25 protein-coding genes and 1 pseudogene are annotated in these 24652 nt (G+C 71.9%); 8 read left to right on the top strand and 18 right to left on the bottom strand.

Annotation, left to right across the window (positions count from 1 at the left end; genetic code table 11):
• The first annotated feature begins 537 nt into the window (after positions 1 to 537).
• Entirely contained in the window at positions 538 to 1509 is a 972-nt protein-coding gene (locus AW27_RS03320; protein WP_052030084.1) for a sigma-70 family RNA polymerase sigma factor, read from the top strand.
• A gap of 94 nt (positions 1510 to 1603) precedes the next feature.
• Here the strand turns inward: AW27_RS03320 and AW27_RS03315 are convergent, their stop codons facing one another.
• The gene (locus AW27_RS03315; protein WP_037916598.1) at positions 1604 to 2272 is read right to left on the bottom strand and encodes a DUF998 domain-containing protein; all 669 of its coding nucleotides are present in this window, start codon (positions 2270 to 2272) and stop codon (positions 1604 to 1606) included.
• A 1110-nt stretch (positions 2273 to 3382) separates the two neighbouring features.
• Here AW27_RS03315 and AW27_RS03310 point away from each other — a divergent pair.
• Entirely contained in the window at positions 3383 to 3814 is a 432-nt protein-coding gene (locus tag AW27_RS03310) for a VOC family protein (RefSeq protein ID WP_037916601.1), read from the top strand.
• Positions 3815 to 4278: 464 nt separating this feature from the next.
• On the opposite strand, the gene AW27_RS03305 is transcribed toward AW27_RS03310, so the two are convergent.
• Complete coding sequence (locus AW27_RS03305) at positions 4279 to 5136, bottom strand: class I SAM-dependent methyltransferase (RefSeq protein ID WP_037916603.1); 858 nt, start codon at positions 5134 to 5136, stop codon at positions 4279 to 4281.
• A gap of 115 nt (positions 5137 to 5251) precedes the next feature.
• On the opposite strand from AW27_RS03305, the gene AW27_RS03300 reads away from it, so the two are divergent.
• Positions 5252 to 5866 carry a TetR/AcrR family transcriptional regulator gene (locus AW27_RS03300; RefSeq protein ID WP_037916604.1) on the top strand — a complete coding sequence of 205 codons (615 nt, stop codon included), beginning with the start codon at positions 5252 to 5254 and terminating at the stop codon, positions 5864 to 5866.
• Between the two features lie 8 nt (positions 5867 to 5874).
• Here AW27_RS03300 and AW27_RS03295 read toward each other — a convergent pair whose 3' ends face one another.
• The 7 genes from AW27_RS03295 to AW27_RS03265 form a co-directional block, all read right to left on the bottom strand.
• Positions 5875 to 6612: a hypothetical protein gene (locus tag AW27_RS03295; RefSeq protein WP_037916607.1), complete on the bottom strand. Its 738-nt coding sequence runs from the start codon at positions 6610 to 6612 to the stop codon at positions 5875 to 5877.
• A gap of 194 nt (positions 6613 to 6806) precedes the next feature.
• The gene (locus AW27_RS03290; protein WP_304949825.1) at positions 6807 to 7226 is read right to left on the bottom strand and encodes a hypothetical protein; all 420 of its coding nucleotides are present in this window, start codon (positions 7224 to 7226) and stop codon (positions 6807 to 6809) included.
• 99 nt (positions 7227 to 7325) lie between these two features.
• Entirely contained in the window at positions 7326 to 8222 is an 897-nt protein-coding gene (locus AW27_RS03285) for a F510_1955 family glycosylhydrolase (protein ID WP_037916612.1), read from the bottom strand.
• A 90-nt stretch (positions 8223 to 8312) separates the two neighbouring features.
• Positions 8313 to 8948 carry a DUF305 domain-containing protein gene (locus AW27_RS03280; protein WP_037916613.1) on the bottom strand — a complete coding sequence of 212 codons (636 nt, stop codon included), beginning with the start codon at positions 8946 to 8948 and terminating at the stop codon, positions 8313 to 8315.
• 79 nt (positions 8949 to 9027) lie between these two features.
• Entirely contained in the window at positions 9028 to 9474 is a 447-nt protein-coding gene (locus AW27_RS03275) for a DUF6153 family protein (protein ID WP_037916616.1), read from the bottom strand.
• 776 nt (positions 9475 to 10250) lie between these two features.
• Positions 10251 to 10598: a GNAT family N-acetyltransferase gene (locus AW27_RS03270; RefSeq protein ID WP_037916619.1), complete on the bottom strand. Its 348-nt coding sequence runs from the start codon at positions 10596 to 10598 to the stop codon at positions 10251 to 10253.
• Positions 10599 to 10624: 26 nt separating this feature from the next.
• Entirely contained in the window at positions 10625 to 11575 is a 951-nt protein-coding gene (locus AW27_RS03265) for a pirin family protein (protein ID WP_037916624.1), read from the bottom strand.
• Positions 11576 to 11675: 100 nt separating this feature from the next.
• Between AW27_RS03265 and AW27_RS03260 the strand changes: the two genes are divergently transcribed.
• Positions 11676 to 12176 (top strand): carboxymuconolactone decarboxylase family protein, encoded by a 501-nt coding sequence (locus tag AW27_RS03260; protein WP_037916626.1) that lies wholly within the window; start codon positions 11676 to 11678, stop codon positions 12174 to 12176.
• A 57-nt stretch (positions 12177 to 12233) separates the two neighbouring features.
• Here the strand turns inward: AW27_RS03260 and AW27_RS03255 are convergent, their stop codons facing one another.
• A complete protein-coding gene (locus AW27_RS03255; protein ID WP_037916628.1) occupies positions 12234 to 12512 on the bottom strand; it encodes a helix-turn-helix domain-containing protein in 279 nt (92 codons plus the stop codon).
• A 238-nt stretch (positions 12513 to 12750) separates the two neighbouring features.
• On the opposite strand from AW27_RS03255, the pseudogene AW27_RS03250 reads away from it, so the two are divergent.
• Both AW27_RS03250 and AW27_RS03245 read left to right on the top strand, forming a co-directional pair.
• A pseudogene (locus AW27_RS03250) lies at positions 12751 to 12990 on the top strand (DinB family protein); the annotation flags it as partial.
• 16 nt (positions 12991 to 13006) lie between these two features.
• The gene (locus AW27_RS03245; RefSeq protein WP_304949953.1) at positions 13007 to 13264 is read left to right on the top strand and encodes a mycothiol transferase; all 258 of its coding nucleotides are present in this window, start codon (positions 13007 to 13009) and stop codon (positions 13262 to 13264) included.
• A 312-nt stretch (positions 13265 to 13576) separates the two neighbouring features.
• Here AW27_RS03245 and AW27_RS03240 read toward each other — a convergent pair whose 3' ends face one another.
• The 7 genes from AW27_RS03240 to AW27_RS03210 all read right to left on the bottom strand — a co-directional run bounded on the left by AW27_RS03240 (position 13577) and on the right by AW27_RS03210 (position 21008).
• Positions 13577 to 14326: an MBL fold metallo-hydrolase gene (locus AW27_RS03240; protein WP_037916631.1), complete on the bottom strand. Its 750-nt coding sequence runs from the start codon at positions 14324 to 14326 to the stop codon at positions 13577 to 13579.
• 114 nt (positions 14327 to 14440) lie between these two features.
• Positions 14441 to 15421: a GlxA family transcriptional regulator gene (locus AW27_RS03235; RefSeq protein ID WP_037916634.1), complete on the bottom strand. Its 981-nt coding sequence runs from the start codon at positions 15419 to 15421 to the stop codon at positions 14441 to 14443.
• A gap of 49 nt (positions 15422 to 15470) precedes the next feature.
• The gene (locus AW27_RS03230; protein ID WP_157840170.1) at positions 15471 to 15638 is read right to left on the bottom strand and encodes a hypothetical protein; all 168 of its coding nucleotides are present in this window, start codon (positions 15636 to 15638) and stop codon (positions 15471 to 15473) included.
• A 47-nt stretch (positions 15639 to 15685) separates the two neighbouring features.
• Positions 15686 to 16195: a TspO/MBR family protein gene (locus AW27_RS03225; RefSeq protein WP_037918159.1), complete on the bottom strand. Its 510-nt coding sequence runs from the start codon at positions 16193 to 16195 to the stop codon at positions 15686 to 15688.
• 198 nt (positions 16196 to 16393) lie between these two features.
• Positions 16394 to 18073, bottom strand: coding sequence for an urease accessory protein UreH domain-containing protein (locus tag AW27_RS03220; RefSeq protein WP_157840171.1), 1680 nt, complete (start codon positions 18071 to 18073; stop codon positions 16394 to 16396).
• Positions 18070 to 19401 (bottom strand): tetratricopeptide repeat protein, encoded by a 1332-nt coding sequence (locus AW27_RS03215; protein WP_037916637.1) that lies wholly within the window; start codon positions 19399 to 19401, stop codon positions 18070 to 18072. The genes AW27_RS03220 and AW27_RS03215 overlap by 4 nt, the downstream gene beginning before the upstream one ends.
• Before the next feature lie 92 nt (positions 19402 to 19493).
• Positions 19494 to 21008, bottom strand: coding sequence for a DUF4331 domain-containing protein (locus tag AW27_RS03210; RefSeq protein ID WP_052030085.1), 1515 nt, complete (start codon positions 21006 to 21008; stop codon positions 19494 to 19496).
• A 744-nt stretch (positions 21009 to 21752) separates the two neighbouring features.
• Between AW27_RS03210 and AW27_RS03205 the strand changes: the two genes are divergently transcribed.
• On the top strand, positions 21753 to 22622 hold the full coding sequence (locus AW27_RS03205) for a DUF4394 domain-containing protein (RefSeq protein ID WP_037916643.1): 870 nt from the start codon (positions 21753 to 21755) through the stop codon (positions 22620 to 22622).
• 588 nt (positions 22623 to 23210) lie between these two features.
• Here AW27_RS03205 and AW27_RS03200 read toward each other — a convergent pair.
• A complete protein-coding gene (locus AW27_RS03200; protein WP_037916647.1) occupies positions 23211 to 23450 on the bottom strand; it encodes a chaplin in 240 nt (79 codons plus the stop codon).
• A 696-nt stretch (positions 23451 to 24146) separates the two neighbouring features.
• On the opposite strand from AW27_RS03200, the gene AW27_RS03195 reads away from it, so the two are divergent.
• A complete protein-coding gene (locus tag AW27_RS03195; RefSeq protein WP_037916650.1) occupies positions 24147 to 24629 on the top strand; it encodes a peroxiredoxin in 483 nt (160 codons plus the stop codon).
• The last annotated feature ends 23 nt before the right edge of the window (positions 24630 to 24652 follow it).

The raw sequence follows: 24652 nt of genomic DNA, 5'->3' as shown, positions 1-24652 counted from the left end.
ATGGCAACGGGAGCTGCCATTGCGGACACCGGCGCCTGCGACCTCGTCGGCAGAGCAGCCAAGGGCAGTGCGAGGCGTCGCCAGGGTGCTTGTGTGGGGACGTTCCAGCTCCTGTAGACGGGCGACAACAGCCTTGCTGGTCTACGGCCGCGCTCGCTCACGATGGAGCGTTCGCGAGGTGGGCAGGGGTGCAGCGACGCGACCGTCGGCCGGCCGGTGGCAGGTTGCACACGCACGGCTTCCGCACCCTCGGCTCCACCAGCGGGCCCGAGTTTCAACGAACCCTCGTTCACCGCCACCTGATGGCCCCTCTCTCAGGGGCGGCCAGATCAGGGCCAAGTGGCGGGTCGTTGCGACGCGCTCGGCCTGTCGCGTCCAGCCTTCGCTGCCAGGCGTTTGTGGCTGAACGTAGTGGCCTGTCTGGTCAACTGCGTGTTCACGGTTCCCCAGCAGGTCTTCGGGGGAGACGGTGTGGGGAGTTGCTCCTACAGTGGGGCACCAGGCCTGTGGCCTGGGCCTGCTTGGGAGGAGCGCGACGTGGGGGATACCGGGGAGCTCGGCGCAGTGGCCGAGGGGCTTGAGGAGTACCGCAGGGGGCTGACGGGGTACTGCTACCGGATGTTGGGGTCGTACGCCGAGGCCGAGGATGCGGCGCAGGAGGCCCTCATTCGGGCGTGGCGGGGCATCGACCGCTTCGAGGGCCGGTCGGGCTTGCGAACCTGGCTGTACCGCATCGCCACCAACGTGTGTCTGGACGCCCTCGCATCGGGCAAGCGGCGGGCGCTGCCTATGGACCTGTCCGGCCCGAGCGGTGGCGCCACCCCGCCGGAGCCCCCGCAGGAGTCCGTCCTGTGGGTGGAACCGTGCCCCGGAGGGAATGATCCGGAAGTGGCCGCCGCGACGGGCGAGTCGGTGCGGCTGGCGTTCGTCGCCGCGCTCCAGCACCTGCCGCCCAGGCAGCGGGCCACGCTGATCCTGCGAGACGTCCTGGGTTTCCCGGCGCGTGAGGTCGCCGAACTGCACAACTGCACCGTCGCATCGGCCAACAGTTCCCTGCAGCGGGCTCGGGCCACGATGGCCGATGGCCGCAGTACGACGGACGGGCCCGCCGCCCAGCCGTGCGGCGACAATGTCCGTCAGGTGCTGGCCGAGCGGTACGCCTCGGCATTCGCCCGGTACGACGTGGAGGAGCTGAGTATGCTCCTCCACGTCGACGCCACACTCTGCCTTCCCCCGTACGCGAAGTGGATGCGCGGTGTTCGCGACATCCACGCATGGCTCACCGGCCCCGCGATCGGCTGCCGCGGCTCACGTCTTGTCCCGACCGTGGCGAACGGCCTCCCCGGCTTCGGCCAGTACCGCCCCCGGGCGGACGGCACCGGCTACGTGCCCTGGGCCCTCCAAGTCCTCGAATTCCGTGACGACCGGATCAGCGGCATCACGGCCTACCGAGACACCGAGCGTCTATTCCCGATCTTCGGCCTCCCCAACCGGCTGGGCGAGGTGTAGCACGGCGCAACGCTCGACTCGAGTGCGTGGCAGAACCCTCGGCGGTGACGTGAGCGACGTCGGGCCGCAGCGGAGGCGGGCCGCCGACCGGCGGTCAGCGGGTGACCGGTTCGATGGCCAGGCGTGTCGTCATAGCTGTCAGCCACAACAGCCCGAGGGCTGCTCCGGCCGTGAAAGCCAGGACGGAGGCGGTGGAGGCCGCGAAGCCTGCGAGGACTGCGATGGGGACCAGGCGCGAGGCCACGGCCCATCCTTGGTGGCCCCGGATGGAGAGCGAACCGGCGAGGACGATGAGTGCGGCACACAGGGCGAGGTAGCCGGCCATGCCGGCGGCCATGTGGAGCGCACCGTGGCTGCTCATCACGGTGGCGTCGGGGGCTCCTGCCGGAAATCCCGCTCCGGCGTCGGCCGGGAAGACCGCCGCGGCCCAGAACGAGGCACCGAAGACACCGACCAGGGCCGGACCCACGGTGCCTCCCGGAGTGCCGCCCAACACTTGGCGCAGGCCGACCGCCCCCATGACCAGCAGAGTGCCGGCAAGTAGGAAGTTCACTGTCTGAGCCCAACCCCCCGGGCCGAGGGCAAGCTGGCTCAGCGCGTTCCGGCTGAAGTTAAAGCCGTCACGGGCGACGCCCTGTGCTACCCCGGCCGCGAGGAACACCGGTCCGGCCACGATGCCACCAACCAGCCACCGGCGTGCCGCCGCGTGGGAGGTGGTCGCTGCGGGAGCGGCATGACGGGATGCGTTGAGGGTGGAGGTCATGAACGTGCCTTCCTCAAGGTTGCGTTGTCACTCCTCCGACCGACCGAGACAGGCAAAGTCATCGCCCCTGGGAATGTGTACTGGATCACAGTGTCAGGCCGCACTCAGGGAACGCATCCAACCTCGCCACCGCGCAGGCCGCCCAACGTGCCAGCACGGCACACGCTCACTGAAGGGGGTCCTACGACAGACGAAGGGCGGGACCGACCTGCCGTCCCGACCCGCCGCTGGGTGGTGAGTCTGGCGTGGCCGGCTTCGCAGCCGCGGGAGCGCCCTGCGCCCGCGTTGCTGGATCCGTCGGTGGCCCCGGGGTACGGAGTGCGGCTGGGCGCGGCGGAGGCGGTGACGGCCGGGTTCGGTCTGGCTCTGGCTCCCACGCACCCCCGGACTACTCTTCTCGCCCTTGGGCGGGCAGGGGTTGAGACTTGTCCGCGCGGCAAGCAAGGGGTATCTGCCAGCAGCCGTGCCCAGCGTATTCGCCGATCCGGGCGGGGCCTGTCGGTCCGGGTGGGCGTCGTGGCTGGGCGACAGTCTGCAGGCTGTCCTGGTGGGCGCGCCCGGTAGCGGGCTGGATGCTGCCGACCGGGGCGGTGTAGGGCGACGTGTGACGGCAGCCGGGATCCTGCCTGCGGTCGGCAGCGCCATGAGGCCGGGAGGTTGTGCGCTGAGACGGCATCGAGGGTCCCGGATGGGCTTACGTCGTCGCTGCTGGCCGATGCGCGGGGCAGGAGGCCGCGCAGGCATTGGTTGCGGACGCGGTGGCCACCGCCCGCCTGGCGGACGGGCAGGGCGTGTTCACGGACGCCTCTGCGCACATCCTCGTGGTCGGCGCGTCCTGACCGCCGTTGGTCTCCCCGGACGGTGGGGAGACCGACTCGCGAGGTCGGATCGACAGGCAGCGCCGGTCTCGGCGCCCGTTGACCGGGAGCGCCGCGCCAGCCCCTGATCCGTCGTGATGCCGTTCAGGAGGGGGATGATGGTCGGGTGGGCCTAGGTCCACGGCCAGGGTTTGGTGCGGCAAGGATGCGGTTGCGGGTGTGGAGGCCTTCTTCGCCCACCAGGGACCTCCCGACGTGGGGAGATGAGCAGGGCCCCTGTTATCGTGCGCCGATGTCAATGATCAAACAGTTCCAAGTGACCTTCGACTGTGCGGAGCCTGCACGCCTCGCCGCCTTCTGGTGCGAGGTGCTGGGGTACGTCGTACCGGCGGTCCCGGAGGGCTTTGGCACGTGGGAGGAGTACCACCGCACGCTGCCGCCAGAGGACGAGGTCTACTTCGCGTGCACTGATCCCTCGGGTGCGGGCCCGCGGTTGCTCTTCCAGCGAGTTCCCGAGGGCAAGGTCGGCAAGAACCGGGTGCATCTCGATGTGCGGGTCGGCGTCGGGCTCGTGGGTGAGGAGCGCCTGGCCACACTTGAGGCCGAATGCGGGCGGCTGATGGCGCTCGGCGCGCAACACGTGCTGACGCAGCGCGCCGATGGCGTCAACGAGTCCTGCATCACGATGCAGGACATCGAGGGCAACGAGTTCTGCCTCACCTGACGCTCCTCCGGGAGCGTGAGGCGGCGGAGCCGTCTGCGGCCTGGGGGCATATCGGCTGCCCCGATATGCCCCCAGGCCGGTCCCCCGTGGACTCCTCAGGTCCCGCATGCGGCGGGAGTCGTCCTGTGAGGGCGAGGCCGTGGAGGCGCGCACGCCGTGCATCGCGTGTCAACCGCGTCACCGGGAAGGCGGAGGCCGCGGACGAAGGTGTCGTCACCGCCCCTGACCCCACAGGCGCTGTGGGGCCACGGGCCGCACCGCCCGCGCCCCCGAGCCGCTGCGGGCTGCCGCCGGTGATTCCCGGGTCGGTGCCACCCCCGGGGCCCGTGACCCTTCGGGCTCAGCGTGCTGGAGGTCCAGCTCCACTCCTGCGTCCCCGACGCGATCGGGTCGCCGGAGCCGCCTCCCGGGCCATCGTCCGCATGGTCCACTCCTGAACGGCAACGGTCCCGTACGGGCGGATGTCAGCTTCGTCCGCCCCCGCTGGGTGTGGCGGTGACCAGCCAGGAACTGCTGCGCAGCCACACCGCCGCGTCCTCCTCGTGGGGGCGCAGGGTGTCCGCCAGTGCCTGGCGCGCCTCCGCCTGCTGCGGTGGGGGAACCTGGCTGAGCAGGTGGCGTCCTGGGCCGGAGTCCAGCAGGAACGCCGCGGCATCGGTCGCGGTGGTGCCCCAGTTGCCCGCCACCTCGATCCGCTGCACGTCGACTCCGGCGAATCCGCCCGCGGTGACCAGGGTGCGGATGCGGTCGGGGTCGGTGAGTGAGAACATGCCGGGCCCGCCGGGCTTGCCGAAGCCGCCGAGCGGCAGGAGGCCTTCCAGCGAGGCCAGTGCCTGGAGCCACTCGTTGGCCTCGGCCTCGGCGGCGCAGACGAAGGCCAGCCGGCCCCCGGGCCGCAGCGCGCGGTGGAGGTTGGCGAACGCGGTGACCGGGTCGGCGAAGAACGTCATGCCGTACCGGCTGATGACCGCGTCGAAGCCCTCGGCGTCGAAGGGGTGCACCTGGGCGTCGCCCTGAACGAAGGAGACGTTCTCCACTCCTTCGCGCCGGGCGCTCTCGCGGGCCCTCTCCAGCATGGGGCCGGACAGGTCCAGGCCGAGCGCGCGGCCCCGGGCGGCGCGTTGGGCCGCGAGGCGGGTGCTGCGCCCTGCCCCGCAGCCGATGTCCAGCACGTGATCGCCTGTCGTGATGGCCGCGGCGTCCAGGAGGGGCTGGTTGAAGCCGTTGTTGACGGCGTCCCAACGCTCCTGGCTGCGGGCCCACTGCTCGCCCTCGTAGCCGTTCCACGCCTCGGCCTGTGCGGTGTTGGCGAATCGACCCATGGGTGAACTCCGTCCCGCCGGGGCGCAGCGTGGCGTCCCGACCTAGTATGGGCAAGTGCCCAAACAGTATGGGCGATCGCCCGTACTTGCAACGGGCTTGATGGGAGGGGTTGTTGTGTCACCTCGTGGAGTGGCGATTCCAGACCTGCGCGAGCGGTTGTTCGCGGCGGCGGAGCGTGTGGTGGCGCGGGACGGCGCAGCGGGCCTCACGAGCCGGTCCGTCACCGTGGAAGCGGACTGCGGCAAGGGCGTCCTGCACGCGCACTTCGCAGGACTCGACGAGTTCGTCGCCGAGTTGGTCCTGGACCGGTTCGCGCGCAGCGCCCGACAAGCCGGGGCGCTGGACGAGAAGGTGGGGCAGGCCACGGTCGCGGAGAACCTCCGGAGCGTCGTTCTCGCCCTGCTCGATGCGCTACCTCCGGCGGTGGTGGGCCTGGCGCTCACGCGGCCGGCGGCGGCACTCCGGACCCGGGAAGGCTTTCGGGCCGGAGCGCCTGCTTTCGACGCAATCCAGCACGCCTTCGTCGCGTACCTGCAGGCGGAGCAGCGTGGTGGCCGGATCGGACCGGACGCCGACACTCCCACCATCGCGCTGGCGCTGGTCGGCACGATGCACCACCTGCTGATGACGCGCGTTCCCGGCAGCGGCGAGGAGCCGGAAACGGTCGTCGGGCGGCTGCTGGCCGTGCTGCTCGGTGGCGCCGGGCAGCAGCCGCCGACGACGGCGTGACCTCGGGGTCAGTGCCCGTGCGCGTGCCCGTCGTCGCGTGACTGCCCGACCGACGGAGTGGCAGGAGCGCTGCGGGCCGGGGTTGCCGGCTCGGACTGCGGGGCGGGCTGCCCGCTGCTGGTCACGGTCGGCTCCTCGTCGTGGGTCTCGCCCTCATCGGCGCCGGTCCCGTGGCTGTGCCCGCCCGATTCCGGAGCCATGAAGGACGCGACGTAGCGCAGGCCGGTGAAGGCGGCGGCGGCCGTGAGGAGGACGGCGAGCCCCGTCAGCCCGAAGATCCGCCGCCATGAGGCGTCCTCGTCCTTGATCACGAAGGCGATGAAGGAGAGCACGATACCGACGGGGACGAGGGTGGCGGCGCGGGTGGGGAAGTCCTCGAAGTGCTGAAGGCCGCCGCTGAGCATGCCGATGCCGAAGGAGAGCAGCAAGGAGGCGACCATGATGCCCGCCACCTGCCGGAACGTCGGCTTGCGACGGGTGAGCAGGAACTCGTTGAGGGCTGTCGCGGCGAGGAATACCAGGACGCCGTACAGGGCGATGCGGGTGTAGCGGGCGGGATCCAGTGGATGGTGGACGACGGCACCGCTGATCAGGCCGGCGCCGACGAAGTAGCCGACGTATCCGAGGTAGCGGGCCAGGAGCCTCTTTCGGCGGGAGCGGGCTTCGCGGATCTCGGTGCGGCCGGCCGACCGGGGGGCGGGGACGGCCGCGGCGGGGGCGCCGTCGGCGAGCTGGGCGGGTGTCATGGGAACTCCTTGCAGGTGTACGGGTGCAGCCCAGGCCGAATCGGCGACGGTCGCGTCGCAGTGGTAGGGGCAGGAGCGGCTACCGGAGGGCAGGCTGCACCGGCCCGGCCCCTGTTCGGGACGGGCAGAGTGACGTGCGTGTGGGCGGCATCGGCTCACCGACGGCCTACGGAGGCGCCGGGAGCGGGAGTGGTCTAGATGCGCAGGATCGCTGTTGTGCCCGGCGGGCGCGAGCAGCCCGGGGCAGGAGCCCTGCCCGGATACCGGTCAGGGGACGCGCCGAGCACCGAGGGCAGGATCCGCAGCAGGTCGTGCCCGGGGGGAGGGCTCAGCGTCGGTGGCTGCTGCGGCTGGCTGGTGGCGCACTCCTCCGCGGCGTGGGAGGCTCCGTGCCCGCCGCCGTGACGGTCGTCCGGGGCGCCTTCGGCGAGCACCGGATCGGCAGTGGGGGTGATGACGCCGACGGCCGTGTCGGTGTGGCCGCGCACGCCGTCCGGGCTCACGCCGTGCGAGTAGAGGAAGGCGAACACGAGCAGGGCCACCAGCAGCACGCGCTGCGGGCCCGCGAGGATGCGGGTCCGCAGCGCGGAGGTACGGGGCCGGGCGGTGTTCACGTCGCGATCCTATCCACGGCCCCGTGGCGCCCTACCAGGCGGCCCCGGGAGGCTGCGTCCTCACTCCGATGGGGGATCTTGCAGCTGACTTCGGGCAGCTCAGTGGCCCGTCCCCGCGTGGTCCGGCCGGTGCACGGCGGTCCACGTGCGTCCGCCGTCCTTGGACTCGTAGACGGCGTCGTTCGTGTCGGCGGCCAGCAGGTGGGTGGGGCTTGCCGCGTTGAGTACGGCGGGCCGTACACCGCCCGGGAGGTGGCCGCGTTCGGTCCAGGAGCTGCCATCGCCACTGGCCACGACCGTGCCGTCGGCAGCGAGGGCGATCAACTGGTCCGGGGCGGGCCGTTCCACGGCTGCCAGGGCCGGTACTCCTGGGACCGGCTCGAAGGTGGTGCCGCCGTCCGTGCTGTGGAGCAGGCCCTCGCGGGTGGTCGCCCACACCTCCTGGGGCGCCGCCGCGTGGGCGGCCAGGTCACCGGCTGGGAGCTTCGCGCGCCGGTCCCAGGTCGTGCCGCCGTCCTCGCTGGCCCAGATACGGGAGGTCTGGCTGTCGAGACCGTAGAGCATCGGGCCTGCCTGTTGGAGGGAGTGGAAGTCGGCCTCTCCGCCGGCGGAGACGGTGGTCCAGGTCTGCCCGGCGTCGGTGCTGCGGATCAGCCCCAGATGCGGCGAGGTGGCGGCGGGGTCGGTGGGGGAGGGGTGGCCGCTGGCGAGGAAGGTACGCGGGCCGACGACGGTGAACCCCATCGTGTCCTGGTAGCGGTCGGCGATCCGTACGGCGCCGGTGGGGCTGAGGCGGAAGACGCCCAGGTGTCCGGCGGCGTAGAGGTTGCCGTCGACGGGGTCCACGCCGAGACCGTGGAGGTGCCCCGTTCCGGGGTCGGGATCGCCGGCCCTGGTCGCGGTGGGCCGGGGGTCCGCGGTGGAGCAGGCGGTCAGAAGCAGGGCGACGCCCGTCGCGGCGGCCGCGAGCGCGGGTAGGCGAAAGCGGATGGTCATAGGTGATGTCCAGACAGTGTGAGAAGAGGCTGGTCGGCGGGGTGCGGGCAGCCGATGCCGGCTGCCCGCACCGAGACGTGCCGGACCGGGTCAGCTCTTGTTGCCGAGGAGGGTGTTCATCTGAGCGATCTCCGCGCTCTGGGAGGTGATGATCGCTCCGGCCATGTCCTTGGCGGGTCCGTACTTCCCGTCGGACTGTTCGGTCTTGGCCATGGCGACTGCGCCCTCGTGGTGCTCGACCATCATCTGGAGGAAGGCGGTGTCGAACGCCTTGCCGGACGAGGACTCCAGCTGCTTCATCTCCTGGGCCGACATCATGCCGGACATGTCGTGCCCATCGTGGCCCTCGCCTTCGGCAGGGACCTGCTCGCCCCAGGAGGTCAGCCAGCCGGACAAGGTCTTGATCTCCGGGTCCTGGGCCTTCTTGATCTCGGCGGCCAGCTTCTTCACCTCGGCCGCCTCGGCGCGGGTCGCGGCGAGGTCGGCCATCGCGACGGCCTGGCGGTGGTGGGGGATCATCCCCTGGGCGAACGCGACGTCGGCGGCGTTGTTCTCGCCCCGCTGCGCGGGGGCGGACGCGGACGCGGACGGCGCAGCGGGGCTGTTGCCGTTCTGGGCGGAACCGGTGTCGTCGCCGTTCCCACCGCAGGCGGCGAGGACGAGGGCGGCGGTGGCGGTCGCGGCCACAGCGGTGGCGCGGCGCATCAGGGAACGCTTGGTGGTCATGGTGGTGCAACTCCTGCGGTGAAGGCACGCGCGGAGGGGCGTGCCGGGGTGTGGGCTGGTCCGAGAGCTCGGGGCTGCCCTATATGCGCAGGAGTTGCAGTTCGCTCAGTGACGGCGGCGCGCGTCCACCGGCCGCACCGTTCGCGTGGGTCCCGGGCCCCAGGGCCGGCGCGTCCGCGACCCCGCCGGGCCCGGCGGCCGGGAAGGAAAGGGTAGGCGCGCCCGCCGTGCCCGCGGCAGCACAGGTCGCATCCGCGTGCTGGGCGTGCCCGCCGCTTCCGTCGCCGGTCGACTCACCGGCATGCACAGCCGGGTCGTGATGCCTCACGGGCCCGCCGGCGGCAGGGATGCCGTGCGTGGGGGCCGTCTCGTGGGCGGCCGCGCACCCGGGTGGGGCGGCCGAAGCTGCCACGGCGCCGGGCCCCAGGCCGTGCATGGCCACGAGGCCGGTCAGTACGGCCAGGACCAGCAGGAGGCAAGAGCGCAGCCCGAGGGGCGTCCTCGCGCGCTTCGCCTGCTGATCCATAGCGGCATCGTAAGGGCCTTTCCGTAGAGCGCGAAGTCGGGGTCGGAATTCCGACCTTCCGAAAATACCCCTAGGGGTATACAATCCTCTGTGTTGTCGGATGTGCCCAGGAGATGTACAGGTCTTGCCGGGGCAGCCGTGCCTGCCGTCCCTCCGCGTCGCGCGTGGGCGGGGGTCATGGGCGCGCCGGTCGGTGGCACGGCGCCGCCCGGTCGCCCCCTCCGTCGTCGTGGACGCTGCCGCGGAGAAGGCCGGGCGGGCGCTGGCACGGGACGGTGGGCGAGGACCGGACTCGGGGAGCGGGCCCCTCGTACCCGCCACACCGGCCCAGATGCCGCCCCTGCCCGGACCACCAGCCGCCCTCACGAACCCGAGCTGGTTGCACCTCTGACGTTCGCGGGAGTCCGCCTCCGCCCCCCGGCAGATCCCGCCGCGGGCGTCCGCGGCTCCGTCGGACTCGTCGGGCTCGTCGGGCTCGTCGGGCTCGTCGACGATCGGCCCCATCGGGCCGTGACGGCCTTCCACTCGGAGGCCGGAGGGGCGGAACAGTCCGCACCCCAGCCGGCCGGGGAGCGATGCCGCGGTTTCGAGGGCGCCCTTCCCCCACCGCTCGAAGCCGGCTTCGCGGCCCGGGGTCGAGGCGGCGGGCCACCGGCAGGGTCACCTCGCGGTGCCGGGAGCAACGGTGCAGCGCTCACGGCCGGCCGCGGTCACCTCCACTCCTTGTGGTCACACCGCGCTCGACCGCACCCCGCGTCCTGTGTTCCCGCGGGGGCTCACCGTCCCAGCTGGGCGTCGAGCCAGGTGAGGGCGTCGGGGGTAACGGGGTCGGTGATGTCGGCGAACTCCTGGTGCTTGGTGAGGAACTTGGCGACGTAGGGGCAGACGGGCACGATGCGCTGGGCGGAGGCGCGGACGTCGGTCAGGGCCTGCTCGACGAGGATCGCGGCGAGTCCCCGGCCGGCGTAGGCGTCGTCGATCTCGGTGTGGAAGAAGACTCGCTGGTCGTTGCGGTCGCGGTAGGCGGTCAGGCCTGCCCGCTCGCCGTCGATGAGGATCTCGTAGCGGTGGCGGGCGTCGACGCGGCGGACGACAGGGGCGGCGGTGGAGTTCCGGTCGGTCATGGCGGAGGCGTCCTGTCGGTACGGGGTCAGCGGGGGGAAGGGTTCGTGCGGGGGGCGATGACGGCGTTGGGCAGGGCGGGGGCGGGCAGCCGTTCGCCGGGGTAGCCGTCGACGGTGCCGAAGCGGTCGGAGGCGCGCTCCCACTGGTCCCGCGCCTCGACGATGTCCTGGTGGCTGCGGCCGATGAAGTTCCACCACATGACGACCTCCTCCTCGAAGGGCGGTCCGCCCAAGAGGACCGTCCGCGCCGGGCGATCGGAGTCGTTGGCGAGGGCGAGGGTGGTGCGCCCGGGGGCGGCGTAGCCGAGTTCCGCCGGAAGCAGGGGAGTTCCGTCGAGGCGGACATCGCCCTCGTCGACGAGGAGCCCGTGTTCGAAGCCGGGGTCGACGTCGAGGGTGACGGTGGCACCGGCGTCGATGAGGACCTCGGCACCGAGCAGCGGGGTGAAGGTGCGCACGGGGGAGGTGTCGCCGGCGAGGGTGCCCAGGAAGACCCGGAGTTCCGCGCCGTCCCTCCGCAGCGGCCCGGGGGTGTGGTGCTGGAACTCGCTCGGTGCGTGCCGGTGTTCGCCGGGCAGGGCCACCCAGAGCTGGACGCCGTGGAGGACGGTGGTGGCGGGGGTGGAGACCTCCGTGTGGCTGATGCCGTGGCCCCCGGTCATGAGGTTGATCTCGCCGGGCCGTACGAAGGCGTGGGTGCCCATGCTGTCGCGGTGCTCGATCTCGCCGCTGAACAGCCAGCTGGCGGTCTGGAGTCCGGTGTGGGGGTGGGGTGCGACGTCCATGCCCCCGGAGTCGGCGACCCGGTCGGGCCCGTAGTGGTCGGCGAAGCACCAGGCCCCGATGAGCGTCCTGGCCCGCTGAGGCAGAGTCCGCCGTACGGTCATCGCCCGTGGCCCTCCCAGGGGGACGTCCCGGGCGGCGAGGACCTCGACCTCGGTCGCCACCGCCCCGTCACCGGCCGCCGTGTGATCCATCTCCCAGCCTCTCCGCCGCCAAAATGGTTTCACTTTCAACAATTGTGGGTGATCATAGTTCCGAAGGCAACCCGGGACAACAGGTGAAAAGGAGTGCGGCGTGAGCGAGACGGTACAGGTCGTGGCGGCCGACCGGGCCGGTGATCGGATCTACCTCGACCAGCAGAGCCCCGCCGCCTACCAGGCGCTGGTCAAGGCCGCCGACGCCGTCCGCGCGACCGCTGCCGAAGCCGGACTCGACCGGATCCTGCTGGAGTTGGTCAACCTCCGGGTGTCCCAGCTCAACGGCTGCGCCTTCTGCCTCGACGTCCACACCCGGGCCGCGTTGCGCGCCGGGGAGACCACCCGGCGCCTCGGCGTGCTCGCCGCCTGGCGGGACACCGAGCTCTTCACCGCCCGCGAGCGCGCCGCCCTCGCCCTCGCCGAGGCCACCACCCACCCCGCCGACGCCCTCGCCCAGGAGCGGGCATGCGCGCAGGCCCGCGAGGTCCTGGACGACGACGAGATCTCCGCCGCCATCTGGGCAGCCATCACGATCAATGCGTTCAACAGGGTCTCGATCCTGAGCAAGCATCCGGTACGGGAGACTCCCGCCCGCTGAACCCCTACGGCCCCTCACCCAGCCCGCGCCCGGAACGATCCTGGGTCCGACGGGCTGTCAGCAGCCGTCGAGCCCGGCCCCCTGCGCTCCCAGCAGGACCTGGCCCGCCGAGGCGAGGTAGTACAGGACCGAACGGCCCGCGCGCCGGTGATCGGCCAGGCGTGCCTCGCGCAGCGCGGCGAGAGCTCCGGGTGCCTGATGTCGGCTCCGGTCCGCCAAGACGCCCGAGCAGGGGTAGGCGATCGCGTACCGCTGGGACGGGCGTGTGTCCCGACCGTCCCCGTCCGGGACGTCCCAGCAGATCCAGCTCTGGTTCAGGGTGACGGTGACGAACATGAGCTGTACCCGAGAGAGTTCCAGAGGAGGGCTGTCGCAGACCGCTGGTCACGGTGCTGGTAGTGGCCGGCGGGGTACGAGAACGCGCGGCCCTGCGCGCAGAGACCCTGTCCGACGGCTCTTGTGGCATCGCCGATCGGTTCGTCGCCGTTCCCCCGTCGGGTGCACGGTCAGTTCCGTTCGCCAGGGTCGGCGATCATGACTCAGAGCAGAACCGAAGCCTGGCCGGAGCCTCCACTTGCCGCCACCGAGGCAGCAGCTGTCCTCCGCGCCATGGAACGGCAGCGGGCCACCCTCGCCTGGGAAGTGCTCCGGCCTGGACGCCTCCGGCCTTCGCGCCACACTCGGCCCGTCCACCGTCACTCTGGGCGGCCTCCTCAAGCGCCTGGCGCACACCGAGGACAGCCACTTCGCACGGCTGTGGCTCGGCTCCCCAGTCGGTCCTCCCTGGGACACCGTGGACTGGGACGGCAACCCCGACCGGGACTACCGTTCTGCCGCCGAGGACACCCCTGAGCAACTGCACGCTCTCTGGCACGGGAGCGGTCGACCGCTCCCGTGCCATCGTCGACAAGGCGCTCAGTACGGGCGGGCTGGACCAACTCGGCGCCTACACCACCCGGAGCGGCGCGCGTCCCGACCTCCGCAGGATCCTCCTCGACCTCATCGAGGAGTACGCCCGCCACGCCGGTCACGCCGACCTCATCCGTGAGTCCGTCGACGGACTCACGGGCGAGGATCCGCCGAGGTGAACCGAACTGCGGCGTGGCGGGATTGGCAGCCCCGATCAGGGCGGGCTCCTGTCGAGCGTTCACGGCCGGAGCCGAGCGGATCGCGGCGGCGGTCATCCGCGCGTCCACCCCGCCCGGCACAGGTGCCGCACGGCCGCGACGCTCGGGTTGATCACTTCCCCCGCTCCTCGATCCCGTTGACGCCGCCGGTCCGGCTACGGGCGTGCCGTGGACCGATGCGCTGGACCGCTTCCGGGCTCGACCGGTGTGCGGTCGCGGTTTGCGAGGTCGCGGGCCGGCGGTCAGGAGCGAGCCGTGCGCGGGTCTCCTGTGTCAGCTCCTCGTGCGGCTGCCAAGGCGCCCCCGGGAGTGGAGGCGGGTCAGCCGCCGCTCTTCCCGCTGCGCCCATCGGCGGACCCGCTCGGGGTCCAGGGAGGGGCCGTGGCCGACATGGAGGCGGCTGGGGTTGAGCCCCAGCATGGCGCGCAGGCTCGTGAGGTTGCCCAGCGGGTCGTCGTGGAAGGGCGGGTTCGCAGGTTTGCCTGGGATGAGGCCCATGAAGGAGTTGGCCACGAGGTCGCCGGCGACGAGGTGCCCGTCCTCGGTGAGAACGGATACGGAGCCCGCGGTGTGCCCGGGGGTGGGCATGATCCGTCCCGCCAGCCCGAAGTCCGCCAGGTCGGTTTCGCCTCTGAGCAGCATTCCAGGTTCGAACGGGTCCGCCGCGAGGTGGAGCTTCTTGTTCCTGTTCATCAGGCGGCCCATGGGGCCCGTGGGAAGGTACGGCATCAGTGGCCGGCCGGTGCGAAAGGGGCGGAGGTCGGCGATGTGGCCTGCGACGGGTGCGCCCGTAAGGCGGTGCAGTTCCGCCGCGGAGCCGAAGTGGTCGATGTGGCCATGGGTGATGACGATCAGGGCGAGGTCGGCGGGGTCCACCCCGTGACCGGCGATCCGGTCGTGGATGAGGCGTCCGCTGCCCGGCGTACCGGCGTCGACGAGGACGGGGCGGCGGCCGAGCAGTAGGTAGGCGTTGACCGCGTGCTTGCCGAGCACCGGAATCGGAATGATCTTCGTGCCGGACATGGGGGCCTTTCGTGTACGAGCCGGGGCAGGCGGGCATGCCTCGGCATCCGACGGCCCTGGTCAGGGACGACGGGCCGGGGAGAGTGGGGCTGGGTGGTGGGGGAGGGGGCGGCTTCAGCGGAAGCGGCGGCGGTATTCGGCGGGGGTCGTCCCCAGGTGGCGTTGGAAGCACCGGTGGAGGGTCTGCAGGGAGCCGAGGCCGCTGGCTGCGGCCACGTGCGGCAGAGCGGCGTCGCTCTCCTCGAGGAGGCGCCGTGCGGCCTCCAGCCGTGCGGATTCCACGTAGGCGGCGGGCGTGGTGCCGGTGCGCTGGGCGAAGAGCCGGGAGAAGTGCCGCGTGCTGAGGTCGAGGCGTTTGGCGAGGGCCTCGGCGGAGAGGTTCGCGTCGGGGTGTTCGGTGATCCACCGGCGGAGTTCGCCGATGCGGTCCTCGGCGGGGGCCCGGACGGAGAGGGGCACGCTGAACTGGCTCTGGCCGCCGGATCGTTTGACGTACATGACCATCATGCGCGCGGTGGCGAGCGCGAGGGTCTGACCGTGGTCCTCCGCCACCATCGCCAGTGCCATGTCCATCCCCGAGGTGATTCCGGCGCAGGTCCACACCGAACCGGAGCGGATGAAGATCGGATCGGGGTCCACCTCGACCTCTGGATGCGCGGCGGCCAGTTGCGCCGCCGTGAGCCAGTGGGTGGTGGCGCTCCGGCCGTCCAGCAGGCCGGCCGCGGCCAGCACATGGGCGCCGGCGCACACCGATCCGGTACGCCCCGCCTGCGGCGCCGCCGTACGGAGCCAGTCGGTGACCACCGGATCGACGACGGCCCGGACGCTGCCGGCTTCGGGCCGAGTGACCGCCCCGGACACCAGGAGGGTGTCCACGCGGCCGGTCACCTCGTCCAGCCGCAGGTCGGAGTGGACCCGCAGGCCGCTGGAGGTGGCTACCGGACCGCCGTCCTCGGTGGCGACCTGAACGGTGTAGCGGGGCGGTTCCTGCTCGGCGACGCGGGACGCGACCGAGAACACCTCGGCAGGGCCGGTGATGTCCAGGAGCTCCACGCCGGGGAAGGCGGCGATCACGACGCGGTGGGGTGCGGTCATGTACTGATCCTCGTTCCCCCAACCGGGCGTCCGCAATGACGAGGTTCTCTCAGATCCGGCCATCGGGTCGGTCGAGCGAGGAGGTGCCGCGGCCGAGGAGTCCGGCCGGCCCGCACCGGGCGGCGGCCAAGGCGGTCCGCTCCTCCCCCTCGGGGCGCTCAGCCGCCCCGGTCACCAGCTGCGCGACGACGCCACGATCCTGCTCAGCGAGGGGCACCCGGCCCACCCGGCCCGAGCGTGACGGTGCTGTCGGACCTACGACGTTCAGTGGTGCGGATTGCGGCGCGCGACAGCCGCGTTCAGCCAGGTGGCGAAGCCACACCAGGCGCCGTACGGAATCAGGGCGGCGGCCGCGGCGGCGTCGGCGCGGGCGGTGCGGCGGATCAGGTCCGCGTTGCTCACGTCGAGCAGCAGTGTGCCCACCAGAGCGGCTTTCGGACTGCGCAGACGGAAGAACACCCAGGTCCATCCCGCGTTCAGCGCCAGGTTCACCGCCAGACTGCCGGCCAGACGAGCCCGGGCGCGTCCCCGTGCGCGGCCGAGCGCTCGGCCGCCGGCGAAGGCGATCGACGCGTACAGCGGTGTCCACACCACGGGGAACGCCGCGGGCGGCGGCTGCCAGGACGGCTTGTTCAGCGCCCGGTACCAGGAGCTGTCGGCGTCCACGGCCTTCGCTCCGGCAGCTGCCGTCGCGGCGACCGCCGCCGCGGTGCACGCGTACGCTCTCCACAGCTCCGGTCGTCCGGCGCGGTCCCCTTCGCTGATCAGCCTCATCTGCTCAGTGTCCCCGAGTCCACCGAGGAGGGCACCGGTGAACACGCCCGGGGTGTGGGAAACGGCGAGTGGCCAAGCCGTCCGCTCCTGCACGTGGCAGGGCGCCGGCGGGCAGCCACAGCATGGGGTCGAGAACCGCACTGCCCGGTCCGCGAGGCCGAGTCGCCAGAGAACCACGATCATCGCCTGACGACCGCTTCAACCGGCCAGGGAGCGGAGGGTGAGCCCGGCTCCGACCAGCACGACGAGGCCGGCGGTGCAGAGTGGTCCGACGCGTGCGGCGGTGGCACGCAGCGTGCGTGCGGCGGTGTTCTTGGGGCTGGTCTGCAGGCGTTCTTTGAGGTGCAGGAGCAAGAGCCCGGCCAGGGTGAGGGTGCCTGCCATGCCCAGTCCGTAGGCGAGGACCAGCAGTACTCCGAAGGCGGTGCGGCCGAGGGCGACGGCGCCCAGAAGGACGACGAGCGCGGAGGGGCTGGGTACCAGCCCGCCCGCGATGCCCATCCCGATCAGGCCCGCCTTCCCCAGGCGGCGGTCGGTGCGGTGGCGGTGCGACGTGGGTTCGCGGGTCTGGTTGTGGGGGTGTGCCGTGTCCGCAGCCGGTTCGGGCAGGACCAGGACGGCGGTCTTTCGTGCTACGGGTGACGGCGCGGGCCCGGCGGCAGAAGGGCGGGCGGACGGCACTGCGGGCTCGCGTCCCCCGCCCTGGCGGTGCGGGCGTTCCTCCTGATCGTGATCGTGATGATGGTGCCCGTGCCCGTGCCCGTGTCCGTGTCCGTGTGCGTGTCCGTGCCCGTGTCCGTGCCCGTGGTGGTGGTGGCCGTGGCCATGCCGGCGGTTGCGGAGCGCTCCGGCCAGTAGCCACAGGCCGATGACGGTGATGATCAGCCCGCTCGTGGCGCCGAGCCAGGCCAGGACGGTTTCGCCCGCGAGGTGGGTTGCCGCGGGGAGCGCAAGGCCGAGGACCAGGACGCCGGCGGTGTGGGTGAGGGTGACTGTCGCGCCGACGGTGACGGCGTCGCGGCGGGTGCCGCGCCGTCCGGCGAGGTAGGCCGCCATGAGGGTCTTGCCGTGGCCGGGGAGCAGGGCGTGGGACGCGCCGAGGACGAGTGCGAGGACGAGTGCCAGGAGTCCCACCGGAATGGTCAGTTCGCGCCGCGCGACCAAGGAGTCGAACCAGCCCGCCACCCGGTCTGCCGTCCGCCCGACCGGGGTGCTCGCGGCAGGCGTGGCGGCCGTGTCGGAGGCGGCGGGCGTGGTGTGCAGTTCGGCGGTGCGCTGGTCCAGGGGGGAGGCGAGCGGGTCCGGAGGGTAGGTGCGAAGTTCACCGGTGGGTGAGGTGGCGGGCAGATCGGTGCCGGTGATGCCCAGTGCGACGCCCCTGGCCGTGATCTCGCGCCAGCCGACGCGGGTGGTGTCATAGGCGGTGCGGACGCTGACGCCGCCACCGCGCCTGAGGGCGGCCGGAGCGGAGAAGGTACAGGTGAGGCGGCTGGTCTGCAATCCTGCCTCGCCTGGCTCCCACGTCAGGGCCGAGGTTTTGGGCTGCCAGCGGGCAGGTCCGGCTGCAGTACGCACCCGGAGTTGGCCGGCCAGTTCGGAGCACCGCCCCTGGGCATACCGGCGGGACTCGGTTTCGGTGAGGGTGCTGTCGTGGTCGGTGTCGATCGCGGGGCGTTCCTGGAGCGCGGCGATTTCGGCGCGGTCGACGACGACCGTGGCGTCGATGCGGGTGGGGTGCAGGACGAGGCCGGTGTGGTAGTTGACCGTGAAGTTGCCCAGAGGGTGGGCGGGTGCCGCTGCGGCAGCCGGGGTGGCCGGGCAGCAGAAGACGGCCAGCAGTCCGAGACGGGCGAAGGCTGCGCGGAAGACAGGGTTCATGGGTGGGTGCCGATTCGCTCGAGCAGAGCACGCGCGTGGCCGGCGTGCAGGGGATGGAGGGCGGAGGTGGGTCCGAGGGCGCTTTCGAGGTCCTCGTGCGCCGCGTTGTGGTCGCCCAGCGCGTGACGGATGACGGCGCGGTGGTAGGACCAGAGAGCCTGCCGGGTACCGAGGGCCAGGGCCTGGTCGGCGTGGGCGAGGGCCTCGCGGTCGCGGCCCGCGCGGTGCAGGGACCAGGCGTACGCGTCGTGGACGGCGACGAAAGGCCGCGTCCGCAGGGCCTGTTCAGCCATGGCCACGGCCCTCGCGGGGCTGCCGTGGTCGGCTTCGAAGAGGATCGCGTCGGTGTCGGGAGGGCTGCCGGCCGCTGCCCGCAGACGATCTTGGGCCTTGAGCAGCGCGTACTGTGCGTCGGCCTGCGGCCCATGCCCGAGGACCTGGTGCATCTCGCCCAGGGCCAGCACCACATGCGGCAGAGGCGCGATCTCCACCGCGCGCTGCCAGTCCGCCAGCGCTCGCTCCGACTGGCCCAGGGCTGCCCGGGCGCGTGCCCGGGCATCGAGGAGGGCAGCGTCGCCCGGAGTGGCCCGCAGGCCCTGCTCGGCCTCCTGCAGTGCGCGCCGCGCATCACCGGCTTCCAGGGCGAGGCCGGACAGACAGGCGTGGGCGAACGCACGTTCGCCGGCAGTGGTGGCCGCGGTCAGGGAACGGCGCATGAGGCCGACGGCCCGGTCGGTGAGGCCGCGCAGCTCGAAGGTGTAGGAGGCCCGGGCCAGGGAGGCGGCGTCGGGGCGCAGGTCGTTCATCTTCTGCACGGCCTGCTCGGCGTCCTGGTAGTTGCCGAGCTGGGTGTGGGCGTCGGCGAGGACGCCGTAGGCGGCCGCGCCGTAGGGGTCGCCGGCGATCGCCACCTCGGCCTGGGTGCGGGCGCCGGTGAAGTCGTGGCGGGCAGCGGCGAGCGCGGCGAGGCCGGATTCGGCTCCGGTGTTGCCGTGGGTCTGCAGTGTGAGGGAGCGGCGCAGGGCCTTCTCGGCCTTCGCGTAGAGAGCGGGGTCGCCGGTGGCGCGGGCCTGCTCGATGTGGGCCATGCCGAGGGCCGACCAGGCGTTCCAGTCCCCGGGCAGTCGTTCAAGGCGTGCGGTCAGGGACTGAACCGTGCCTGCGGGCCGCGCCCCGGCACGAACGGGGGTGGCGGTTTCGGGCGGGCGCGGGCTGACGGGGTCGATGAGGACGGCCCCGGCGGCGAACATCGCGGTGGCCAGTGCGAGGGCGGTGGCGACGGCTTTCAGTCGGCGGCCGGGTGCAGGCGTGCGCGGATCACGGTGCATCAAAAGGTGCCGTTTCTGGGTGAGGTGACGTGCCCCGGGGCCGGACCGGGCGCGGTCCGGCCCCAGGGCCCTGATCAAGGGGTGACGTCACATCAGGCGCGGTTGCGACGTCGCATCCGCCATCCGGCCGCTGCGAGCAGTCCGGCGCCGACGCCTCCGAGCGAGGCCGCGGACTTCTCCTTCGACATGGCGGTGCCCGACGGTCCGCTGTTGACGGACTTGGTGTGTGGCAGGGCCAGGTAGGGGAAGGACGTGCCGAAGGGGACCTCGTTGGCGTTGACCTTGTCGCCGTCGGCGAGCGCGGGGATGAGCTGTCCGCTCTGGGCGGCGCCTTCGACGGCCTGCAGGGAGATGTCGATGACGTCGTCGGTCAACCGGCGCCCGTTGGGGAATCCTGCTAGGTCGCCGGCGAGGACGCCGTACCGGTTCGGGTTCGCGGTCGGAGGTACGGCCATGTTCAGGCGCAGCTCCTCCGCGGGGACAATCTTGCGGAGGTTGGCGTCGCGGTTGAGGCGGTGGGCGTTGAGGTCGGCCTGGACGGGCCCGCACGCCTTGCAAATGCCGGTGAGGTAGATCTCGAACAGGTCGTTGCGGGGTGCGGGCGGGGCCTGGATGCCGTACACCTTCTGGATCAGCTTGGGCAGGATCGGGTCGAGGACCTTGTCGACGACGGGCTGGACGGTGCGGTCCTGGTCGGGGTTGAGCGTGTTGAAGGCGTCCTTGTACTTCAGCGGGACGACGACCTCGTTGACCAGGGGGTTGCCCAGGCGGGAGACCTGCTTCCACTGGTCGCGGTGCTTGTCGCGGGAGTCGGAGAGCTGCACGCCCTTGCGGTCGGTCGTCGACCAGATCCCCACCACCGGGTTCCGGGATGCGTTGCCGCCCAGGGCGAGGTGCTTCTTGGGGATCTGCAGGGCGACGGAGTTGACGTTGTAGCCGGCCAGGGTGTCCTGCCCGCGCTCGGACAGGTCTCCGCCGTAGAGGAGGTCGAAGACCCGCAGGTCCGCGAAGAACGGGTCTTCGGCCTGCCCGGCGAAGGCCTTCCCGCCGCCCGGCAGGCCGCGTACTGCCTGGGCCCGCAGGGAGGCGTAGTTCGGCATCGAGGCCGGCCCGACCCGGGACGGCGCGGCGGGTGCGTTGGACAGCAGGACCTTGCTCCTGCCGCCGCGGGTCTCGACGAGGTCGTAGACCTGCCGGAAGTTCAGGTCGGGATCGTCCAGGGTGGTCACCTGGCCGGTGTTGTAGAGAAATTGGTTCGCAGCATCGCGAATCCGGTTCTTGAACCGCCAGGTGTAGGTGACGTCCGAGTCACCGTCACCATCGTTGTCGATCTTGATGTTGTAGCGGAGGTCCTCGCCGAAGGCGTAGAAGTTCGGGCCGCCGTTGGGTTCCTCGAAGGGGATCCAGTTCGCCAGCAGGGTGACGGTGTCGGACTTGTCGGGGCTGGTGAACGCGTAGACGTCGGTGTTGTCGGCGCGCGGGTCGCCGGCGATCAGCGGCGCTTCGCGGTGGCTGGAGGCGGAGCTGACGCCGGGGCCGATGGTGAGGACGGCCAGCGCGGTCGCGAGTGCGCCGGAACCGAGGACGAGCAGGGAGTGGTCCAGCATCCGGCGCCGGCCGGAGGCCGCAGGTGTTGCCTTCACGAAGAGGGGTTCCTTCCCATCTGACTGCGTACCGGGCGCTGCTTCGGGGCAGGGCGCGGTGGCGCAGGTCCGGGGTGGCGGTCGGCACCGCGGCGAACCGGGAGGTTCGCACTGCCCGGGCAGGGCCAGGAAAGGCAACGGGGACTGGCCGGGCCCGGACACACCATCGCGCAAGGGCTGCGCAGGCCGAAGGAAACCACGCCTGGGTGCCGCCGCGGGGCGCACGGTCGGCCTCCGGCCGACACGGTGGTGCAGCGATACTGGTAGAAGTGCAGTTCAGGGCGCTGATGAAAAAGAGACCGGGCCGCCGCGGAACGCCCCCGACACGACCGGTTGACTTAGGCCGAACGAGTCAACAGCGCACTCCTGCACATCATGTGCAACAAAGGGCCACGGCGGGACCTCGGACTGGTGCGGCAGTCCGATCCCCTGCACGACGGGGCCTGTGCGGCAGAGTTCGTGTCCGGGACCGTCCGTCGGCGGCCGGTCTGATGACGCATCCATGCCCGCACTGCCCCCGGTACGTGCACAGGTCGCGCGCCCCAAGGCTGACGACGCGCCGCCAGACCCCCGGCTGGAGCAAGAATGCGTCCGCCGCTTGGGCCGAGAGGGTGGTGTCCGCGCGCACGCCCCATCCAGTGCTGTGGCGCTTTCGAATCCCCACAGGCCGTCGGTCGTCGGGCCGAGGCATCATCATCGGGAGAATCCATGCGCAAGCGCGCCATGACCGTAGTATCCGCCGCCGTGTTCGCCGCCCTGTGTGCGGCACCCGCCCTGGCCGCGGCCGACGCCCCGCCGCAGACCCTGCCCGCCCACGACCGCAAGGCCCTGCACGCCATCGGTCTCACCAGCGACCAGCGCCTGGTCGAGTTCGACGCCCACAGGCCGGACAAGACCTGGCCGCTGGGCAAGGTTTCCGGCCTGTCCGGCGACACCAAGCTCGTCGGCATCGACTTCCGCGTCCAGAACGAGAAGCTCTACGGCGTCGGGGACAGGGGCGGCATCTACACCCTCGACACCTTCAACGCCAAGGCGATGAAGGTGTCCCAGCTGACCGTCGCACTGGCCGGAACCTCCTTCGGCGTCGACTTCAACCCCGCCGCCAACCGGTTGCGGGTCATCTCCGACACCGGACAGAACCTGCGCCACAACATCGACGATGCGGCCGCCCCGCTGACGACCACCGTTGACGGCACCCTCACCCATCCCACCACCCCGACGTCGACGGCCGTGGGTGTCACCGGCGCCGCCTACACCAACAACGACCTCAACGCCGCGACCGCGACGACGCTGTTCGATCTCGACACGATGGCCGACCGGATCTCCCTGCAGTCCCCGGCCAACTCCGGCACCCTTGCCCCCACCGGCAATCTCGGTGTGGAAGCCGCCCTCGACGCCGGTTTCGACATCTACTACAACCCGGCCCTCGGGACGAACCAGGGGTTCGCGACCCTCGCAACCGGCGGCTCCTACCGCCTGTACGCGGTCGACGTGCTGACGGGCAGGGCCACTGGCAGGGGCGCCTTCCCGGCCAGGTACCAGGTCACCGACCTGGCCCTGCCGCTCAACCAGAAGTAGCGGCACACCCTGTCGCCCGGCGCGGGCGACCGGTCCCGACCCCGGGACCGCCGCGCCGGGCCGGGCCCGCCCACCACTGAGCACAGGGCGGCCGGGTGCTTCCGGAGGGTCTCGAAGCTGCTGTTCCGCTGCCGTGCGCTGTCGCCGAGGAACGCGTGTCGATCCCTCCGAGTCGGTGACCGACGCGGTCCTGCACGCGCAGGGTCCTCCGTGCTCCCGGCCCCGGTCGCGGCCGGGAAGGCGGGCATCGCCGTCGACGACGGCTCCCACGACGTCTCAGGTCGGCGTGCGGACGCCGGGAAGCGGCGGCTCGGGCCGGCGGCCACATGCTGAAGATCATCCGTACGCTCGGCGCGGACCTCTTCGGCAGCCGCGCGGGCAGCGACAAGCGGGTGGTCGCCGTTCTCACCTGGTGGACCGAATGAAGGGTCGGGGCGCTGCGGGTGGCTGTGCCGACAGCCACCCGCAGCCGACCCGCCCGGCAGCGGACGCGGCGTGGCACAGAGGCCGTGCCGGGACCCGCGCCGGCTCGGGTCACCGGTCCGTGCCTCCCCGTCGTGACGGCGCCGGACCGGAGTCGGAGCGGTGTCAGGCGTTGACGCAGGTGTTGCCGAATGCCGGGTTCAGCAGACCGACGAGGCTGACGGTGTTGCCGCAGGCGTTGACCGGGATGTGGATCGGCACCTGAACGAGGTTGCCCGAGCCGACGCCGGGCGAGTACGCGGCCACACCCTGCGCACCCGCATCGGCGGAAGCCACCGACGCCCCCGCCACCACGAACGCACCGGCCGCCAGGGCAACGGCCAGACCTCGTCGCACATCAGCCATGTTCTCGTACCTCCCGTGAGGGTGTACGGCCGCGGGGAGGTCCCGCGCGGCCGGTGAGGAAGCCTCGTGAACACCTCGGGACCCCTCACGCCCGGTCTTCGCCGCCGCTTCCCTGCCGGCTTGGCCGCCCGCTCCGGCTTCCCTCGAACGGATGAGCCGCGGTCGGTGCGTGACGCGGAGGTCTCCCATCCGCAGGCCCGTCGGCTACGAAGAACGGGCGACACACGCACAGGTTTCGCAAGCCGGACCGTCCTCGGGGGCGGTCCGGCCCCGCACCAGCGACGACACAAGGACCGGCATGCGATGGACGCCCCGCCCTCCGACGGCCGCCCCGGCCGCCGCTTCGCCTTCTCCCCCGAGCCAGAGCCACGCAGGTGAATCAGCCGACGCCTTGCACCGGTCACCCCTACGACCCCGCCGCAGCGACCTCAGGGAGGCGATGCAGAAGATTCCCCACGGCGATAAACGGCCTTCTCCGCCCTCTACGACGCCCTCTCGCCGCTGGTGTCGGGGATCGTGGTCACGGTCGTACGTGACCGGACCCGGTCCGAGGAGGTCGCTCAGGAAGTCATGATCGACCTGTGGTGGCAGGCCGCCGCCCGCCACCGGCCCGAGTCCGGCGCCCGCACTGTCCACGGTCGTACTCCCACAAGCGGCCCGGTTGCCCCTCCGACCAAGGAATCGAGGTACCACCCCATGGCCCACACCCCGAAGATCGGGGACACTGTCGCCGACTTCCGCCTGCCCGGCGGACACCTGGACGGCGAAATCTTCCACCGCCGCGACTACACCCTGTGCGAACAGCGCGGCAAGCCCCTGGTCCTCGCCTTCTACCCCGGTGACGACACCCCGGTGTGCACTGCCCAGCTGTGTTCCTACTCCGACGGCCTGGCTGAGCTCCAGTCCGCCGGCGCCACGGTGTGGGGCATCAGCCCCCAAGAACTGGACAGCCACGAGCGGTTCGCCCGCAACCGGGGTCTGCGCATGCCCCTGCTGTCCGACCGGGGGCGGGCGGTGGCGAGGTCATTCGGGATTACCGCACCCCTGATCGGGCTGCGCCGGGCGGTGTTCATCCTCACCGGCACCGGTCGGCTGCACTGGAAACACGTCACCGCCTTGGGCGCCACCTACCCCCCCGCCGCCACCCTGACCGCACAGCTCGCCGAACTCACCGCCTGAACACGCCGCCGACCCCTGCGGCG

It is taken from the genome of Streptomyces sp. PCS3-D2 (genome assembly GCF_000612545.2).
In the GTDB taxonomy this organism is placed as follows: domain Bacteria; phylum Actinomycetota; class Actinomycetes; order Streptomycetales; family Streptomycetaceae; genus Streptomyces.
Note: the sequence above shows the minus strand (reverse complement) of the source record. Positions and strands in the feature narration are given on the sequence as shown.